This is a genomic window from Mesorhizobium sp. M7A.F.Ca.CA.001.04.2.1, assembly GCF_003998485.1.
Classification (GTDB): domain Bacteria; phylum Pseudomonadota; class Alphaproteobacteria; order Rhizobiales; family Rhizobiaceae; genus Mesorhizobium; species Mesorhizobium ciceri.
Map to the genome: position 1 here is coordinate 22,916 of NZ_RZQT01000019.1, position 18,519 is coordinate 41,434.

15 protein-coding genes are annotated in these 18,519 nt (G+C 63.6%); 9 read left to right on the forward strand and 6 right to left on the reverse strand.

Translation table 11 applies throughout. From position 1 onward, the window contains the following. Window positions 1-19 precede the first annotated feature (19 nt). The 5 genes from EN955_RS08795 to EN955_RS08815 all read right to left on the reverse strand — a co-directional run bounded on the left by EN955_RS08795 (window position 20) and on the right by EN955_RS08815 (window position 9,860). Window positions 20-1,534 (reverse strand): malonyl-CoA synthase, encoded by a 1,515-nt coding sequence (locus tag EN955_RS08795; RefSeq protein WP_024502151.1) that lies wholly within the window; start codon window positions 1,532-1,534, stop codon window positions 20-22. Between the two features lie 177 nt (window positions 1,535-1,711). Beyond that, window positions 1,712-2,452 carry a GntR family transcriptional regulator gene (locus EN955_RS08800; protein ID WP_024502152.1) on the reverse strand — a complete coding sequence of 247 codons (741 nt, stop codon included), beginning with the start codon at window positions 2,450-2,452 and terminating at the stop codon, window positions 1,712-1,714. A gap of 408 nt (window positions 2,453-2,860) precedes the next feature. Continuing rightward, window positions 2,861-3,538 carry a ribulose-phosphate 3-epimerase gene (gene rpe, locus EN955_RS08805; RefSeq protein WP_024502153.1) on the reverse strand — a complete coding sequence of 226 codons (678 nt, stop codon included), beginning with the start codon at window positions 3,536-3,538 and terminating at the stop codon, window positions 2,861-2,863. A gap of 222 nt (window positions 3,539-3,760) precedes the next feature. Then, window positions 3,761-7,606 carry a DUF11 domain-containing protein gene (locus EN955_RS08810; protein ID WP_024502154.1) on the reverse strand — a complete coding sequence of 1,282 codons (3,846 nt, stop codon included), beginning with the start codon at window positions 7,604-7,606 and terminating at the stop codon, window positions 3,761-3,763. A gap of 10 nt (window positions 7,607-7,616) precedes the next feature. Next, window positions 7,617-9,860, reverse strand: coding sequence for a hypothetical protein (locus EN955_RS08815; protein ID WP_032898762.1), 2,244 nt, complete (start codon window positions 9,858-9,860; stop codon window positions 7,617-7,619). A 213-nt stretch (window positions 9,861-10,073) separates the two neighbouring features. On the opposite strand from EN955_RS08815, the gene dnaK reads away from it, so the two are divergent. The 9 genes from dnaK to EN955_RS08860 all read left to right on the forward strand — a co-directional run bounded on the left by dnaK (window position 10,074) and on the right by EN955_RS08860 (window position 17,342). After that, window positions 10,074-11,990, forward strand: coding sequence for a molecular chaperone DnaK (dnaK, locus tag EN955_RS08820; protein ID WP_024502156.1), 1,917 nt, complete (start codon window positions 10,074-10,076; stop codon window positions 11,988-11,990). A 212-nt stretch (window positions 11,991-12,202) separates the two neighbouring features. Beyond that, window positions 12,203-13,333, forward strand: coding sequence for a molecular chaperone DnaJ (dnaJ, locus tag EN955_RS08825; protein WP_013528587.1), 1,131 nt, complete (start codon window positions 12,203-12,205; stop codon window positions 13,331-13,333). A 167-nt stretch (window positions 13,334-13,500) separates the two neighbouring features. Further along, a complete protein-coding gene (gene pmtA, locus EN955_RS08830) occupies window positions 13,501-14,106 on the forward strand; it encodes a phospholipid N-methyltransferase PmtA (protein ID WP_013528588.1) in 606 nt (201 codons plus the stop codon). Between the two features lie 145 nt (window positions 14,107-14,251). After that, entirely contained in the window at window positions 14,252-14,848 is a 597-nt protein-coding gene (locus tag EN955_RS08835; protein WP_024502157.1) for an NADPH-dependent FMN reductase, read from the forward strand. Next, window positions 14,845-15,543, forward strand: coding sequence for an orotidine-5'-phosphate decarboxylase (gene pyrF, locus EN955_RS08840; protein WP_013528590.1), 699 nt, complete (start codon window positions 14,845-14,847; stop codon window positions 15,541-15,543). Before EN955_RS08835 ends, pyrF begins: the two co-directional genes overlap by 4 nt. Window positions 15,544-15,575: 32 nt before the next feature. Continuing rightward, a complete protein-coding gene (locus EN955_RS08845; protein ID WP_024502158.1) occupies window positions 15,576-15,863 on the forward strand; it encodes a DUF1330 domain-containing protein in 288 nt (95 codons plus the stop codon). A gap of 245 nt (window positions 15,864-16,108) precedes the next feature. Continuing rightward, window positions 16,109-16,429, forward strand: a complete 321-nt coding sequence (locus tag EN955_RS08850) for a helix-turn-helix domain-containing protein (protein ID WP_024502159.1) — start codon at window positions 16,109-16,111, stop codon at window positions 16,427-16,429. Then, window positions 16,426-16,890 (forward strand): SRPBCC family protein, encoded by a 465-nt coding sequence (locus EN955_RS08855; RefSeq protein WP_013528593.1) that lies wholly within the window; start codon window positions 16,426-16,428, stop codon window positions 16,888-16,890. Before EN955_RS08850 ends, EN955_RS08855 begins: the two co-directional genes overlap by 4 nt. Window positions 16,891-16,931: 41 nt before the next feature. Then, entirely contained in the window at window positions 16,932-17,342 is a 411-nt protein-coding gene (locus tag EN955_RS08860) for a GFA family protein (protein ID WP_013528594.1), read from the forward strand. Window positions 17,343-17,384: 42 nt separating this feature from the next. Here the strand turns inward: EN955_RS08860 and EN955_RS08865 are convergent, their stop codons facing one another. Beyond that, a complete protein-coding gene (locus EN955_RS08865) occupies window positions 17,385-18,458 on the reverse strand; it encodes a hypothetical protein (protein WP_024502160.1) in 1,074 nt (357 codons plus the stop codon). Window positions 18,459-18,519: the final 61 nt, after the last annotated feature.

Here is an 18,519-nt window from a genome sequence, read left to right on the forward strand (position 1 = left end):
TGCCCCGGGCACCGCGCGACTATGATGCGTATATGTCCTTGTAGGTGTCGCGCAGCAGGTTCTTCTGTACCTTGCCCATGGTGTTGCGCGGCAGTTCATCGACGAAGATCACGCGCTTCGGATGCTTGTATTTCGCCACCCGTCCGGCGATAGCGCCGAGAATTTCGGCACCGGTGATCCGCGATGACGGCGCCCGCACGACCACGGCGGTGACGCCTTCGCCGAAATCCGGATGGGCAACGCCGATGACGGCGCTTTCGCTAACCCCGTCGAGCGCATCGATCTCGCTTTCGAGCTCCTTCGGGTAGATGTTGTAACCGCCCGATATGATCAGGTCCTTGCCGCGACCGACGATGTGGACGTAGCCGTCGGCGTCGGTCATGCCGAGATCGCCGGTGATGAAAAAACCGCCGGCGCGGAATTCCGCCTTGGTCTTCTCCGGCATGCGCCAATAGCCGCCGAAAACATTTGGGCCCTTCACCTCGATCATGCCGACCTCGCCCTGCGCAAGCGCTGCGCCGCTGTCTGGATCGGTGATGCGAAGCGTGACGCCGGGCAAGGGGAAACCGACGGTGCCGGCGCGCCGCTCGCCCTCATAGGGGTTCGAGGTGTTCATGTTGGTCTCGGTCATGCCGTAGCGTTCGAGGATCGCGTGGCCGGTGCGCTCGCGCCAGATCTTGTGCGTCTCGGCCAGCAGCGGCGCCGACCCGGAAATGAACACACGGATGTTTTTCGCCGCCTCATGGTCCAGCCCCTCATGCTGCAGCAGGCGCACGTAGAAGGTCGGCACCCCCATCAGGGCCGTGGCACGCGGCAGCAGCGAGGCGATGCGGGCCGGATCGAACTTCTGCTCGAACAGCATCGAGGCGCCGGCCATCAGGACGACGTTGGTGGCGACGAACAGGCCGTGCGTGTGGAAGATCGGCAATGCGTGGATCAGCACGTCGTCTCCGGTGAAACGCCAGTGCTCGACCAGCACGCGCGCGTTCGAAGCAAGGTTCTCGTGGCTGAGCATGGCGCCTTTCGAACGGCCGGTGGTCCCCGACGTGTAGAGGATTGCCGCGAGGTCATCCGGCCCGCGCGCCACGTCATGAAAATCCGTCGGCAGCCGCGAGGCCTGGTCGGTCAGCGATCCCCGGCCATCGCGGCCGAGCGTGACGGTGACGGCGCCCGTCTTTTCCGCCAGCGCGCCGATGTCGGCCGCTCTTGCCGGATCGCAGACGACCAGGCGTGGTTCTGCGTCGCCGAAGAAATACTCCAGCTCAGCCAGCGTGTAGGCGGTGTTGAGCGGCAGGAAGACGGCGCCGGCGCGCAGGCAGGCGAGATAGAGCATGACCGCTTCCGGGCTCTTCTCGACCTGCACGGCAACGCGGTCACCGGGCTCGACATCCAGTTGCAGGAGCGCATGCGCAAACTGCGCCGAGCGGGCCAGCATATCGCCATAGGTGATCGAGCGGCCATCATCGGTTTCCATCAGCAAGCGCGCTGGCGCCGGCATCCGGAACCGGAACGCATCGAACAGATGATTGCTCATGAAGACTTCCCTGGGGTGCTGCGGCGCTGAGCATGCGCCTGTCGCGGCATGCCTCGGCGGCGAGAGTTCGCGGTTCTTGGCCGCGCCGTCAAGCCCGCCGACAGCGGTTCACGCCGGCCGCGCCGACGCAGGTTGCGTGCAAGAAACGAGCACAAGAGACCCGCCAGGAGACGACTGCTATCGCCGAGCGCGTTTGCCGGCGATTTCTTTCGTTTCCTCGTCCTGCTCGAAGCGCTTCATGCACATGGCCGCAGTCAACCGGTAGTGGTTGAGCAGGGCCTCGACGGCACCGTCGGCATTGCCGTCGAGGGCACATTCGGCGATCAGACGATGCTCGCCGAAATCGTCGCGCTGGACGCCTTCGCCATCATTGGCCATTTGCCGGTAGCGATAGGCGTGATCGGAGAGCTGGTCGCAAAAGCCCACCAGCCATTGCGACCGGCAGGCCGAAATCAGCACCCTGTGGAAGATGCGATGCAGCCTCTCCCAATCGGGATTGAGCGAGAAGAGATTCTGCGGTGCCAGGCGTGACGCGCGTCCCAGGCGATGCAGCGCCAGCACGAGCTGTTCTTCCCATTCGGCGGTGCGGTGGGTGATGGATTCGCGAAGCGCTCGCTCCTCGAGCCAGCAGCGGGTGCGCGTCAGCTCCTCGAGTTCCGAGGCGCTGACCGGCATGATGAAGAAGCCGCGCTGGTCGTGCCGGCCGAGAAGCCCTTCCGAGGCGAGGCGATTGAGGGCTTCGCGGACAGGCGACGCGCCGGCTCCATATTTGGAGACCACCCACTCGACCCGCAGCTTGCTCTCGGCTTCAAGGACACCGCCGAGAAGATCGTCCCGCAATTGCTGATAGACCGTAGTGGCAAGCGTGCTCTTCGGTCCGGCAGCGTCGTCGTTCAGATTGGCAGCTCCGTATGTCAAAGCGACTCCTTGTCCCCAGGACTTGTCCCGGGCGATTCGAGTCCGAAAGCATTCGCCTTCTCGTACTTGTACCATACAGCGCGAAGATTCGCCTGCTCAAGCAGAAGATCACGTTATTGTACTTTAGCACAAAGGAATATGCGGCATTTCGGAGTTCAGTGCTGTAATTCCGCGCTTTTTCACAACCTGCGGGCACTTAACATGGTTTGTATGCACGCAGGAGAATCTGTTCTTTTTGTTCTTTTGTATTCGCGCGAGATCAACTGTCTGCTTTGGGCATAGACGACGGAGCTGAAAACCGAATCAGGCAATCGCTCACATCCGATGCCGTTGCCCCAAAAGCTTCACAAACCCGCCCGGCACCAGAACCTTAGCCGGCATGCAGGGCTGACGCGGGAACACTGCTGGTCAACCGGCTGCCTTATCGGCTGCCGTCCGGATCGCCTGGATGTTCTGCCGATAAGCCTCGACGCTGCCGCCTTTGAAGATGGCGGCGCCCGCCACCAGCACGTCGGCGCCGGCAGCGGTGACCAGCGGCGCGGTTTCGGCTGAAACACCGCCGTCGATCTCGATTCGGATCGGCCGGCCTCCGATGAGGGCCTTGACCCGCTTCACCTTGTCGACGATCGCTGGGATGAAGGCCTGGCCGCCGAAGCCCGGATTGACGGTCATGATCAGGATCAGGTCGAGCCGGTCGAGCACGTATTCGACCACGCTTTCCGGCGTCGCCGGATTGAGCGACACACCGGCCTTCTTGCCAAGATTCCTGATGGTCTGCAGCGAGCGGTCAAGATGCGGGCCGGCCTCGGCATGGACGGTCAAACCGTCGCAGCCGGCCTCGGCGAAAGCGGCCAGATAGGGGTCGGCCGGGGCAATCATCAGATGGCAGTCGAAGAAGGCCTTGGTGCGGTTGCGGATCGCCTTGATCACTGGCGGGCCAAAGGTGATGTTGGGCACGAAATGCCCGTCCATAACATCGAGATGTATCCAGTCGGCGCCGGCTGCCGCTACCGCTTCGACCTCATCGCCGAGTTTGGAAAAATCCGATGCCAGCACCGATGGTGCAATCAGGGTCTCTCTGCTCATGGATGCGGCCTTTCCGAGTGTCCTTCTCGTTGGCCACCCTATCGACTGCCTAATGCGCCGCAGCCGACTTGTCGAGGGTGCAGGCGCGGTCGACGCGCAGGCTGGGACGCGTGCCGTTATCCGCGATCATGCTACGGCCAATTCCCGCTTGTCCCCACAGCTGCGAAGAAAAACCCGCCGGATTGCTCCGGCGGGGTTTCTGGTCTCGTGTCGAGCAGGTGGTTATTGCTGCTGGAGCTTCAGGATTCTGTCTGGAACCTGATCCTGCCGCTGTTCGACCTGCGGCCTGCGCCGTGGCAGCACCTGCTGCAGCAGCAGGCCGGGGTTCAGCTCCAGCGACGGTTGTCCGCGGACCGCCCGGCAGTTCGGGTAGCGCCCGATGGTGCCTTCCGGGCAGCGCCTCCTGATGATCGGCTGGCACTGGCCATCGATCATCTGCGAGCCCGGTGCGCATTCCACCTCCTGCCTGCGGCATGCGCCGTTGATCACCTCGGTGCCGCGCGGGCAGACACATTCGCCGCGCTTGTTGTGGACCTGGCCGCGTACGTCGCACTGCTCCTGCGTCGGCTGCTTGCGCCGGCAGGCATTGCCCCGCACCTCGGTACCCCTCGGGCAGACACAATTGCCGTCGGCGTCGTGGACCTGGCCACGGATGGTGCACTGGTCAGGCCTTGGCCGGATCGGGCGGCAGGCGCCGTTTCTGACCTCGTTGCCTTGCGGGCAGACGCAGTCTCCGTCCGCGTCGTGGACCTGGCCACGGATGATGCACTGCTCAGGCTTCGGCCGGATCGGACGGCAGGCGCCATTGCGCACCTCGGTCCCTCGCGGGCAGACACAGTCTCCATCGGCATCGTGGACCTGGCCACGGATCGTGCATTGCTCCGGCTTTGGCTGGATCGGGCGGCAGGCATTGCCCCTGATCTCGGTTCCCCTGGGGCAAACACAATCGCCATCCGCATTGTGGACCTGGCCACGGATAGTGCACTGCTCGGGCTTGTCGGTCCTGACGCACCTGCCGTTCTCGAGCCCGGTTCCGCGTGGGCAGACGCAGCGTCCGTCCTCGGTGCGGATCTGGCCCTCGAGCAGCACACAGCGTTTCGGCTGTTCCGGCTTCGGCACGATACCACCGCCCGGCGAGCACTGGCCGTTGCGGTAGGTGGTGCCTTCGGGGCAAACGCAGCGGCCGGCATCGTTCATGACGAAGCCTTGCGAGCATTCCTTCCTCGTCTCCTGGCTAATGGTGAAGGGATGGCAGGCATAGGCCTTGCCGCGATCGCCCTGCACATTGGTCTGATCGCCGACAAGCACGTCGCCACCGCCCTGCACGCGTGTGTCGGGAGACAGCACGCCGACGCAATTCTGGCCGCTGACATTGCCCTGCAGATTGGCCAGGCGGCCGTCGTCGGGAATGACCACGGTGACATGGTGTACCCGGCTTTCGCCGGCGCCGAGCGTCAGGTTGGCAATGCAGGACGCAGGCAAGGTTGCCGGTTCCGGCGAGCAGCCGAAGGGCGGATCGATCGAGGTGATCTCAACGCCTTCAAGCCTGCCGAGCCCCTCCACGCCGATCGCATCGCCGATGCGGACCGGCCCGGAGAAGGCGGTCGCTCCGTCATTGGTGATGGTGATCTCGAACGAGCAGGGTTGGCCGAGCCTGCATTCGCGGTCGCCGGTCTTTTCGACACGGATGGTCGAAGAACCGCCGCCCTTGGCGCAGGCCTGGCCAAAGGGATAGACGACGTCGTCGCCCGGCGCAGGCCCATAGGAGCCGCGCGCGCAGTTTTCGAACGCGCCATTCGCCGAGACCGTCACGTCGAAGTGGCGGCTGGTTCCAGGTGTCATGACGGCACCGGGAATCTGGCACGACAGCGCATTGGCCGGAACCGGTCCGCACGCCCATTCCGCGCCGTCAGGGGTGACGGTCTGGATCTGGACGGGCGCGCCGCCGGCCACCAACGTGGCGGCATCGTTGACCCGCACCGGACCGGTGGGGGCAGCGGTGCCAAGGCTGATGACGGTGATGCGGCAAGAGACGACCGCGGCACCGGCGAGCGAGCCGTTGCACACCTTGGTGATGCGCAGGGTCGGCTTGCCGCCATTGGGATGACGGAAGCGTTCCTTGGCGCAGGCCTTGTTGTTGGTGAGGTCGTTTTCACCGGGGATGGGCTTCACCTCAGCGCAATTCTCGACAGTGTCCGACTGGTAGCCGGCCGGCATGACCGCCTTCACGAAGATCGGCGTCGAGGCGCCCGCAGGCAGCGAGATGCCGGCATTGTCGCAACGGAACTGGCCGGGGCCGTTCGGTCCGCATGTCCAGGGCGGGTTCGGGCCGAAGGTCGAGGACGACGGCGCGCCGCCCGGATAGCTGTCGATCACCGTCAGCGGTCCATTGTAGGTGGCGCTGCCGTTGTTGATGATGTCGATCACGAAGGTGCAGATGCCGTCGGCCGAGCAGACCGGGACGCGGGCACGCTTCTTCAGGATCAGGTCGACCTTCTTCTCCACCGGCGGCCGGCAGTCGCGGTCACGGTCGCCGCGCCGGCAGATCGGGATCGAGGCACAGCCGCGATCGTTCGACTGGCTGCCGAACAGCGGCTTGCCGCTGGCGCCATAATTGTAGGTGGCGCAGTTGCGTAAAGCACCGCCTTGCCAGCCTCCGGCCGGCTTGAAGCCGAGCTTGAGGTCGACGGAGGCCCCCGGATTGAGCGTGGTCACCGGATAGGTGCAGGTCATCGGGGTGGTTCCGGGTACGCAGACCCAAGGTGGATTTGGCCCTGAATCGAGCGTCGAGCCGGCCGGCAGCGTCACCTCGTCGAGCACGATCTTGCCGTGGTAGGCTCCGGTGCCGACATTGGTGACCCTGATGGTGAAGTCGCAGCCGCCGCCCATCGTGCAACGCGTCACGTCGGCGCGTTTCTCGACCTTGAGGTCCGGCTCCTTGTCCCTGGGCGGGCACCTCTGGTCACGCGGGATGACGATGTCGATCGTCTGCGTGCAGCACAGGCCCCAGCCTTCCTTCGGACCGGCATAGGTTTCGATGCCGGTGACGATGAGGTGGATGACGTCGCCGGGCGAGGCACCGACGATCTTCCAGTTGAGCACACCGCCGCCCGCCGGCACCAATTGGGTATCGGGGATGATGTTGATGCCGGGCGTGCTCGTCGACACCTGCACCCACTTGCCGCCCATCTCCGGGCCGACCGGCATGTGATAGATGAAGGCGCCGCCGCCGGGCACGCAGTCGACCGTACCGCGTTCCACCTTGAAGCATTCCTTGCCGGGAGGTGGCGGTGGCGGATTGCACTTGGTGACGTCGATCTTGATCGAGGTCTTCACGCCGGTCTTGAAGTCACCGTCGTCGGGCTTGCCCGGATCCTGCGATGGGATGATGGTCCCGGTGCCCGGTCCGGCCGTCACCTTGATCATGCCCTGGTTGTCGACGATCGTCGGCGCGGGAAATGCCGCACGATCGATCTTGGCCGTGATCGCGAAGTTGATCACACGCTCGTTGGCAGCGCCGACGCCGTCGACATCGGACGTGGAGATGCGGAAATCGGAAACCGTGGCAGTATCGTTCGGATTTGCCGAAGTGCTGATCGTTGCACCCGGCAGTGGTCCGCCGGACGAATCCGTGCCGTCGCCGGACACGTTGACGTTGATGATCGCAAGGCCGTGCGGAAGCTGGTCCTTGAAGTCGATCCTGACCTTCTTCAGCCTGGCCTCGAGGCTCGGGTCGGCAAGGCCCTGCGGATCGCCGCGCAAGCCGAAGCTCAGCGAGTAGACGACGTAATCGCAGCCTCTTTGAACGCCTGTCTTGGTGAAGAAAGGCACCACCTGGTCAGGCCTCGGAGTGACGACGCGCGAACTGTCGAGATCGAGCTTCAGCTCCGGGGTGATCGAGGCAGCGTCTTCTGCAAAGCCTTGCACCGGGGTGAACATGGCGACCGCGATACCGGCCGCCATCAGCCAGCGCGCGCCGCGCCTGGCGTATGACAGGGGTTTCATGATCGTCTCCATGACGGTTGTTTGGACGTTCGTTGCGAGCGGGGAGAGTGCGAGATTTTTCATCTTCCCCTCCTCAACGTTCGCAGCTGGCGGCTGGGGTTCTGAGCGGCAAAGTCATCTTGCAGCAAGGGTAATAGCCACCCTTGTCCTTGTCGGACTTCCTGTAGAAGCAGAGCCCGACATCGACTGTGTCGCCCGGATAGTGGCCGGTGATGTCGATCGTGTAAGGCTTGCCGGGCGCATGCGACTGGGATGATGTCACCCCGACGCCTGGCGTCCTGGACTGGACCTTGATCGAATCGCCGCCGAAGCCGGCATGGTCATGGAGATAGAGATCGGCCTCGAGGCCGGAAGGCGTGCAGTAATACTGGACGTCGTCGACGTCGAGACATGGAGGCAGGTTGCCGGGTGGTGGGAAATCCGGCGGGTAGAAGGGGGGCAGGTAGCCGCCCGGGATTTCCTCGTAATAGCCGGCGCGGCCCTCGCAAGGGTGCCAGACGGCAACATCGCCGACATGGCCCTCGACCTCCGGGTCTTCGAAATAACCGTCGAAGTCGACGAACCATGAGCCGAAGGGCGGCACATTAGCCGGCTTGACCAGCTCTTTCGGCGTGATCTGCACACCGTGTACGGCCAGCGGCCCGCCGGCTGCGAGCTGTTCGGCGAGTGAAGGATTGTCGCGCAGCTTGTCGCCCGTGTTGACCAGCGTCTGCGTGCAGACGGAGCTGTCGAGATTGCCGTCGGCGTCATAGCCATATTGCAGGTCGAGGCCGCCGGCCGACTGCCGGTTGCCTTGGGGGAAGCCGACCGCATATTCCTGCGGCACTTCGACCCAGACCGATTCCGTTTCCGGATCGTCCGGGTTCTCCCGGAAATAGCGGATGACCTCGCCTTTACCGGAATCGGCGAACTGGCTGTAATCGTAACGGTTCTCGACCGGACCGCGCTGGGCCAGGTACATGAAGCCGCTGTTGTCGAAGGCGATGTCGGTGACGGCGTAGTCCTTGTCGGCCCTGACCATCAGTTCCCAGCGCGGGTCACCGGCAAAACTGCCGTCGCGAGCGATGCCCACCGACCAGATTTCCGACTTTTCGCCGACCGAATAGTAGAGCCGGCCGCCATGGTAGGAGACACCCCAGACGCGGCGCTCGTCCTGCGTGTAGCCCCAGCTGTCGGGGTCTTCGCTATCGAAGGCGGCACCTTGTATGTCCATCACCGAACCATCGTCGGCGACGGGAGCGAGCCCATGCGTGGGCCGGCCGGCAACGCCGTGATCGAAGCTGTCGATCAGTCTGCCTTCGGCGTCGATGCGATGGATCAGGCCGGTGTCGAGATCGGACGCAAAGAACTCGCGGTGAGTGGCGTCGAAAGTGAGATTGCCGATGCCGGGACCGCTGTTGGTGTCGATGTCGGCGAATTTGGAGACCTGGCCGGTGATGCCGTCGATCTTCCAGACGGTGCCCGGCCCACCACCGTTTTCGGTGCCGAACTGGCCATCCATGAAGGTGGCACCGGCAGCGCCGCGGCGCTGCCTCTCGGGGCGGCCGTCATCGTCGGCATCCGGGGTGACGATACGGATGCCGTGCAGCGAGGTGGCGCCGGCATAGAGATTGGGAATGCCCGATGGAACGCCGTCGCGCACGCCGTCATCATAGGTGACGCCGAACACCTGGCCGATCTGCTCCGCCGTCACCTCGAAGGGCGGCGGCGTGTTGACCAGCTGGCCGGAGGCTGGGCCGCCCAGATGCGAAACGTCGAACACGCGCAAGGTGGCGCGCGTGGGGTCGATGAAGGTTTCGTCGACCGGATCGACGCCGGGCGGCAGGCCCTCTTTTTCGGAATCAGGGGGGTCGAAATTGGGAATGATGGTGCCGGAGAATCCGGTCACCGCCATCGAGCCGGGATAGATGATCCGGGTTTCCTGCGCCTGCGCGGCGCCCAGCCACAGGCCGAGTGCCAGCGCCAGCAACCCGCCTGGATGCACAGCACGGCGCAAGCCGCCATCAAGAGACGACACGAACGAGCCGCGGATGCGAGACATGACACTACCCCCCGTAGTCGACGGGAGAACGTCGGGGCTGGCCGCGCAAATCAGGGCAAGGCGCGGCGGTCCGGCTCGTTCTTCCCTGATCGAATTGTCTGCTTTCCTCAAGACGACGATACGCCTGGTCTTACGCAGGGTCAACGGAATCAGCGGAAAGCCCAGCGCATCGACCCCGTCCCGAAGGCGGTGGTCGCGCCGAGCTCCTGTTGTTCCCGGAGACCTCAGAGCCTCTGGGTTATTGGTCATGGGGGCTTCCTTTCCGGGCCGCACCATGCGGCACCTGGAGATCAGTCGCGGGCGGAGATGGAAAGGTTCATGGAAGGCCTGCGCAGAATGCTTGCGCGCGATGCCGCCTGTTCTTATATACGCGCCAAGCCGTTCGGCGCCGGAACGCCGGTTGCCGGAACGGGATTTCTTGTGAACAGGGGCTTTCGTCGGAACGCCTGTACGGGTCCTGAGAGCCTGCTTAGCGGAGAGACTAGAGAAATGGCAAAAGTAATCGGTATCGATCTCGGCACCACCAACTCCTGCATCGCCATCATGGATGGCAAGGAGCCCAAGGTAATCGAGAATGCAGAAGGCGCGCGCACGACGCCTTCCATCGTCGCCATCTCGGGCGACGACGAACGTCTGGTCGGCCAGCCGGCCAAGCGCCAGGCGGTCACCAATCCTGAAAACACCATCTTCGCGGTCAAGCGCCTGATCGGCCGCCGCTATGACGATCCGGTGACGGAGAAGGACAAGAAGCTTGTCCCCTACAAGATCGTCAAGGGCGACAATGGCGATGCCTGGGTCGAAGCCGGCGGCAGGAAGCAGTCGCCCTCGCAGATTTCGGCCATGATCCTGCAGAAGATGAAAGAGACGGCGGAAGCCTATCTCGGCGAAAAGGTCGAGAAGGCGGTCATCACCGTTCCGGCCTATTTCAACGACGCCCAGCGCCAGGCGACCAAGGATGCCGGCAAGATCGCCGGCCTTGAAGTGCTGCGCATCATCAACGAGCCGACCGCGGCAGCGCTTGCCTATGGCCTCGACAAGAAGGAAGGCAAGACCATTGCCGTCTATGACCTTGGCGGCGGCACGTTCGACATTTCGGTGCTCGAAATCGGCGATGGCGTGTTCGAGGTCAAGTCGACCAATGGCGACACCTTCCTCGGCGGCGAGGATTTCGACATGCGCCTGGTCGAATACCTGGCGGCCGAGTTCAAGAAGGAACAGGGTATCGACCTGAAGAACGACAAGCTTGCCCTGCAGCGCCTCAAGGAGGCGGCTGAAAAGGCCAAGATCGAGCTGTCGTCGACCACCCAGACCGAAATCAACCTGCCCTTCATCACCGCCGACGCGACCGGGCCGAAGCACCTGACGCTGAAGCTGACGCGCGCCAAGTTCGAGCAGCTGGTCGACGACCTCGTCCAGCGCACGATTGCCCCTTGCAAGGCGGCGTTGAAGGATGCCGGCCTGAAGGCGGGCGAGATCGACGAAGTCGTCCTGGTCGGCGGCATGACCCGCATGCCCAAGATCCAGGAAATCGTGAAGCAGTTCTTCGGCAAGGAGCCGCACAAGGGCGTCAATCCGGATGAGGTCGTCGCTCTCGGCGCCGCCATCCAGGCCGGCGTGCTGCAGGGTGACGTCAAGGACGTGCTGTTGCTCGACGTGACGCCGCTGTCGCTCGGCATCGAGACGCTGGGTGGCGTGTTCACCCGCCTGATCGAACGCAACACGACGATCCCGACCAAGAAGAGCCAGGTGTTCTCGACGGCCGAGGACTCACAGTCGGCAGTGACCATCCGGGTCTTCCAGGGTGAGCGCGAAATGGCCGCCGACAACAAGGCGCTCGGCCAGTTCGACCTGGTCGGCATTCCGCCGGCGCCGCGCGGCGTACCGCAGATCGAGGTCACCTTCGACATCGACGCCAACGGCATCGTCAACGTTTCGGCCAAGGACAAGGGCACCGGCAAGGAGCACCAGATCCGCATCCAGGCATCGGGTGGTCTTTCGGACGCCGACATCGAGAAGATGGTCAAGGACGCCGAGGCCAATGCCGAGACCGACAAGAAGCGGCGTGCGCTGGTCGAGGCCCGCAACCAGGCCGAAGCGCTGCTGCATTCCTCGGAGAAGTCGCTGAAGGAATATGGCGACAAGGTTTCGGAAGGCGAGCGCACGGCGATCTCCGACGCGATCGCGGCGCTGAAGACCGCGACCGAAGGCGACGACGCGGCCGACATCGAAGCCAAGAGCCAGGCGCTGGCCGAGGCTTCTATGAAGCTTGGCCAAGCCATGTACGAGGCTTCGCAGAAGGAAGCGGCGGAAGCCGACGCCAAGGCGGACGCCGCCAAGGACAGTGACGTTGTCGACGCCGATTTCGAGGAAATCGACGAAGACGACGACAAGAAGAAGTCGGCCTGAACCGTTTGACGGCAAGATAAAGCGAAAAGCCCGGCGAAGGCCGGGCTTTTTTGCAACCCCTTGCAGAAAAACAGCGGGCCTTGCTGAAAAAATGCAGGCAAAGCCGCGTCGACACTGGCATCCCCCTTCCATCGCACCTAAATCGAAGCGTCAGTGCCGGCAAGAGACGCAACAATGCTTCAAGACGTTGAGCATCCGGACAGCGGGAAAAAATGAAAGCTGATTTCTACGAGACGCTGGGCGTGCAAAAAGGCGCCGATGAGAAGGAGCTCAAGAGCGCTTTCCGCAAGCTCGCCATGCAATTCCATCCCGATCGCAACCCCGGCGACCATTCCTGCGAGCACAAGTTCAAGGAAATCAACGAAGCCTACGAGACGCTGAAAGACCCGCAGAAGCGCGCGGCCTATGACCGCTTCGGTCACGCCGCCTTCGAACAGGGCGGCATGAATGGCGGGGCCCAAGGCTTTGGCGCCGGCGGCTTCGCCGACATTTTCGAGGACATTTTCGGCGACATGATGGGCGGGCGCCAGCGCCGCTCGTCGGGCGGCCGCGAGCGCGGCGCCGACCTGCGCTACAACATGGAAATCACCCTGGAAGAGGCTTTTGCCGGCAAGACCGCACAGATCCGGGTGCCGGCGTCGATCTCGTGCTCTGAATGTTCGGGCAGCGGCGCCAAGCCCGGCACCCAGCCCGTCACCTGCTCGATGTGCAACGGCCACGGCAAGGTGCGCGCCACGCAAGGCTTCTTCTCGATCGAGCGGACCTGCCCGCAATGCCAGGGGCGCGGCCAGACGATCAAGGATCCGTGCCCGAAATGCGCCGGCCAGGGCCGCGTCACCGAGGAGCGTTCGCTGTCGGTCAACATCCCGGCCGGCATCGAGGACGGCACCCGCATCCGCCTTGCCAATGAGGGCGAAGCCGGCCTGCGCGGCGGGCCCTCGGGCGACCTCTATATTTTCCTGGCGGTCAAACCGCACGAGTTCTTCCAGCGCGACGGCGCCGACTTGTATTGCAAGGTGCCGATCTCGATGACGACGGCAGCCCTTGGCGGCTCCTTCGAGGTGACGACGCTGGACGGCACGCAGACCAAGGTCAAGGTGACCGAAGGCACACAGAACGGGCGCCAGTTCCGCCTCAAGGGCAAGGGCATGCCTGTGCTGCGCCAGCCCAATGTCGGCGACCTCTACATCCAGACCGCGGTCGAGACGCCGCAGAACCTGACCCGGCGCCAGCGCGAACTTCTGGAGGAGTTCGAACAGCTCTCCTCGCAGGACAATTCGCCTCAATCGAGCGGCTTTTTCGCCCGTATGAAGGATTTCTTCGAGTCTTTCGGCGAGCGTTGATGCACTTTGGCCCGCGTAAGCCGATTTGCCACGCGTAAATCCTTGAATCGCGTCACCCCTTGAGACGCGACGAAAATTATCTTATCCACGACATGCGTCCGGCCGCGCCTTGCCTAGCACCGCTCAGGTGCTAAGTAACTTTGCGGGGAGCGCTGAGGAGAGCTTGCATGACACGTGGCCCTGGACTGCGGAAGGCGCTTGTCGAAAAGTTCGACGACGAACTCAAATTCTTCAAGGGCTGGATCGACAAGCCGAAGACGGTTGGCTCGATCGTGCCGACCAGTTCGATCACCGCGCGCAAGATGGCCTCGATCGTCAATCCTAAATCCGGCCTGCCAGTGCTCGAGGTCGGTCCCGGTACCGGCGTCATCACCCGCGCCATCCTCGCCCAGGGCGTACGCCCCGAAAACCTCTACGCTGTCGAATATTCCACGGATTTCGTTCGTCACCTGCGGCGGCTCTATCCCGGCGTCAACGTCATCGAGGGCGACGCCTTCAACCTCAACGCCACGCTTGGCGACAAGAGCGGGATGATCTTCGATTCCGTCGTTTCGGGCGTGCCGCTGCTCAACTTTCCGGTCGCCCAGCGCATCGCCTATATCGAGAGCCTGCTCGACCGCATCCCGGCCGGACGGCCGATCGTGCAGTTGACCTATGGCCCGATGTCGCCGATCCCACCCGGCCGCGGCAATTATACGGTCAAACATTTCGATTTCATCCTCCGCAACATCCCGCCGACGCAGCTGTGGATCTATCGCCGCGAGGCGCACTAAGGGAGAAGGGGGTAAGGGAGTAGGGATGAAGGGTTCCATTTCCAGGCTATTTTCTACTCCCATATTCCCCTACTGCCCTATTCCCCTATCCAGCCGTTGATTTGAGCCGTCCTTGGCTGTACCTGTCCGGGAACAAGGGTGGCCAATGGCAGTGATCCCGAAAATCCTCGTCTTCGCCGGCTCGGTGCGCAGCGGCGCCTACAGCGGCAGGGCCGCCGACGTGGCGCAAAAGGAACTCGCCATGCAAGGTGCCGAGGTGACCCGCATCTCGCTCGCCGAATACCCCCTGCCGATCATGGACGAGGACCTGGAAAAGGAAAAAGGCGTTCCCGAAAACGCCCAGAAACTCGGCCGTCTGATTGTCGCCCATGACGGGCTGCTGATCGCCACACCCGAATATAACGGCTCCATTCCGCCGCTGCTCAAGAACACGATCGACTGGGTGAGCCGGGTGCGCAGGGATGGTGGCCGGCCAGTCAGGCCGCTGGCCGGCAAGGTCGTTGGCCTCTGCTCGTCCTCCAACGGGCACTTTGCCGGTATCCGCTGCATCAACCATCTGCGCGCGGTGCTGGTGCGTTGCCAGATGGAGGTGGTGACGCCGGAATGCTCGGTGCCCGACGGCGGTGACGCCTTCGACGAGGATGGAAATTTCCGTGACGAAAGACTGCACAAATCGATGGAGCACCTATGCCGCACGCTGATCGAGACCTCGCGCCTGCTGTCCACCCGGATCGAGGCATGATCGCCAATAGCATGCGCGACCGGCTCATCGTCGGCCTCGACGTGCCGACAGTGAAGCAAGCCGAGCAGGCAGTGCGCGAACTCGACGGCATCGTCTCCTTCTACAAGATCGGCTACCAGCTTGCCTTCGCCGGCGGGCTCGACTTCGCCAGGGAGCTGGCCAGCGGCGGCACCAACGTCTTCCTAGACATGAAGCTGCTCGACATCGACCACACGGTGGCCAAGGGTGTCGAGAACATCGTCAAGATGGGCGTGACCATGCTGACCATCCACGCCTATCCCAAGGCCATGCAGGCCGCCGTAGAGGCGGCCAGAGGCAGCGACCTTTGCCTGCTTGCCGTCAGTGTTCTGACCTCGATGGACGAGCAGGACATGATCGACGTCGGCTATGAGTACGATCCGCATACGCTGGTGCTTAGGCGCTCGGAACAGGCGCTGCATGCCGGCATGGGCGGCATCGTCTGCTCGGCCGCGGAGGCCGAGGCGGTGCGCCGGATCGTGGGACCCGACATGGCGGTGGTGACGCCCGGCATCCGGCCGGCGGGCAGCGACCATGGCGACCAGAAGCGCGTGGTGACGCCAGGCCAGGCGATTCGCAACGGCGCCAGCCACCTCGTCGTCGGCCGTCCGATCATTGCTGCGGCCAACAAACGGGAAGCGGCCGAAGCCATCCTCGACGAGATGCGCTCGGCCTGAGATTTCCAGGAACAAGTTCGGAGACCAAGAAAATGCCCAAAGGATACTGGATCGCTCGTGTCGATGTGCGCGACGCGGAAGGCTACAAGGACTATGTCTCCGCCGCCAAACCTGCCTTCGAGCGCTTCGGCGCGAAGTTCCTGGCGCGCGGCGGCGAGCATGAAAAGGCCGAAGGCCCCGGCCGCGCACGCAATGTCATCATCGAGTTCGAATCGCTGGCCGCCGCGCATGATTGCTACCATTCGCCGGAATACCAGCGCGCCGCCGCCATCCGCCAGAAGGTCGCCGACGGCGAGATCGTCCTGGTCGAGGGCGCCTGAGGTCCCCTGCAAGCATAGTTCCGGTTTTAGCCGGAGACGTGCTCAAAATCGGATAGAGCCTGGCGGCGTTTGAAGCCTCGCAGGCTCATTTTACATATCTTTGCTCCGCGATTTCACGATGATCTGCCTGGCGCAGTTGCCAGGTGCGGAGCCGTGCCGACGAGCGGTCATTCAACGCCGGTCGGATTGCTGGTTGACATGCAGGTATTTACCTGCATATTATGCCTTACAACAGAGTGAGGCAGATGGACGCCGACAAGGTTTTCAAAGCGCTGGGCGACCCGACACGCAGAAGGCTGCTTGACCTTCTGTGCGAGCAGAACGGGCAGACGCTCAGTCAGCTTTGCGATCATCTGGACATGGCCAGGCAATCCGCCACCCAGCACCTCGACCTGCTGGAGGCGGCCAACCTGGTGAGCACGGTCAAGCGCGGCCGCGAAAAACTACATTTCATCAATCCCGTGCCGCTGCACGAAGTCTACGAGCGCTGGGTACGGAAATTCGAACGGCAGCGGCTCAGCCTGCTGCACGACCTGAAGCAAGAACTCGAAGGAGAAGACCAATGACCAGGGAAACGACCAGCTTTGTCTACGTGACCTATATCCGCTCGACGCCGCAGAAGGTGTTCGAGGCGATAATCAAGCCCGAGATCGCAAAGCGCTACTGGGGCCACGAGAACGTCTCCGAATGGACGCCGGGCTCGAAATGGGAGCACATCCGCGCCAATGACGAACGGACCGTCGAACTCGTCGGCAAGGTCGTCGAGATTTCGCCGCCGACCCGCCTCGTCATCACCTGGGCGAACGCTTCGCAGGCGGACGATCCGTCAAAAACCAGCCGCGTGACGTTCGCCATCGAGGAATACGACACCATGGTGCGGCTGACCGTCAGCCATGACGAGCTCGAGGCCGGCAGCGGCATGGCGAAGGGCGTCAGCCAGGGTTGGCCGGCGGTGCTGTCCAGCCTGAAATCCTTCCTCGAAACCGGCAGCGGCATCGATATTTTCGCCAAGCCGAAGTCGGCCTGATGTTGCGGCCTCGAGCAGAATCAGACCCGTGGAGAATGACAATGACCAAGCGCTATACCGGCGGCTGCGCATGCGGCGCGATCCGTTACGAGACCAATGACGAGCCTATCTTCCAGAACCACTGCCAATGCAGCGATTGCCAGAAGCGCTCAGGCACCGGCCACGGATCCTACCTGACCTTCGGCCAGCGCGCCGATATGGCCATTACCGGGGAGGTGAGCACCTGGCGCGTGGCGGGCGCCAGCGGCAATGAAAAAATCCACACCTTCTGTCCAACCTGCGGAACGCCGGTCTTTCTGATATCCGTCGCCATGCCGGAATTCATAGCGGTCCATGCGGCCAGCCTCGACGATCCGGAACAGTTCAGCCCGCAGATGGTGACCTACACGAGCCACGGCCATGCCTGGGACAAGATGGATCCCGCCTTGCAGGCGGTCGAGCGAATGCCGTAGTGAAACGCGTCCGCCGTCGGCCCGCGATCTGCCGTCGCGCCTTCAGGCCCGATGCTCTTGGCCGATCAGCCGGCTCGCCGCTGTCTCGGCTATGGCATCGGCAAGCTCGAGGTCCCATTGCTGGCGGCAATAGACGCGGAAATCGAAGCAGGGCAGGCCGGGGCAGACCTCGAACTCGATGAGGTGGACGGTGTCGTCGGCCTCGACCCTGAGATCGATGGAAAACACGTCGCGCAGGCCGAGCCCGCTCATCAGCCGCCCGGCGATCGCACGAATCCTGGCGTCGGCGGCCGGCTGGCTGTCGGCGACCGCGACGAGCTCCGGCTCGGCGTAATGTCCCGCCGCTTTCGCTGCCTGGCCAGTGTCGCCGTAGAGCGCCAGGCTGTCGGCCATGGTCTGGAAATCGGCGCCTGAATCGACAAAGGCCACGCCAAGCGCTTCGACCCCGGCATCTGGTACCAGGCCGAGGAAACTGGCGCGCACGTTGCGGCCGGCGACATAAGGCTGGACGACGACATCGTCGCGATAGGCCGAAAAGACGCGCCGGCTGAGCTCCAAAGCGTGGGCGAGATCGCTGCAGCGCGAATCCGGCCATATGCCGATCTTGGCGCCGAGCCGGTTGGGCTTGACGAACCAGCCGGCGGGCGAGGCCGGCGGCTCGACCAGCCATTGGCCGTCACGCGCGAGCCCAGCCTGTGGCACCGGCAGGCCGAGCGCGCCGAGCACGGCGCCGGAGCGGAACTTGTCCTGGCAGAGCGCGAACAGCGCATCGTCGGCGCCGATTGTCTTGAAACCGCCCAGTCGCGCCAAAGCGGGCGCCGCGCCGCCGCGGAAATAGGCAATGCCGTCGGTCAGCGTCCAGACCAGCGTTGTGCTGGGATGCTCGCCGGCGAGCACGCTGGCAGCGTCGTCGAGCGCCACCGGCGTGAACGACAGGCCGCGTGCGTGGCAGGCACGGCCAAGCACGTCGAATTCAGGAGCGAGATCGGTCGACTGCGCCAGATAGGAGGCGATTTCGGTGGCGCGCTGCGACGCATGGCCGTCGGCGAACAGACGGTTGAAACAAGCCTTTTCCGGCTCATGGACGAGTATCAGTTTCGGCTTACGGCTTGGCATGAGATGAACGATTCCCGGCGGTACGATCACCTACCATCGCATGGTCGAGACGTCAGGCTCT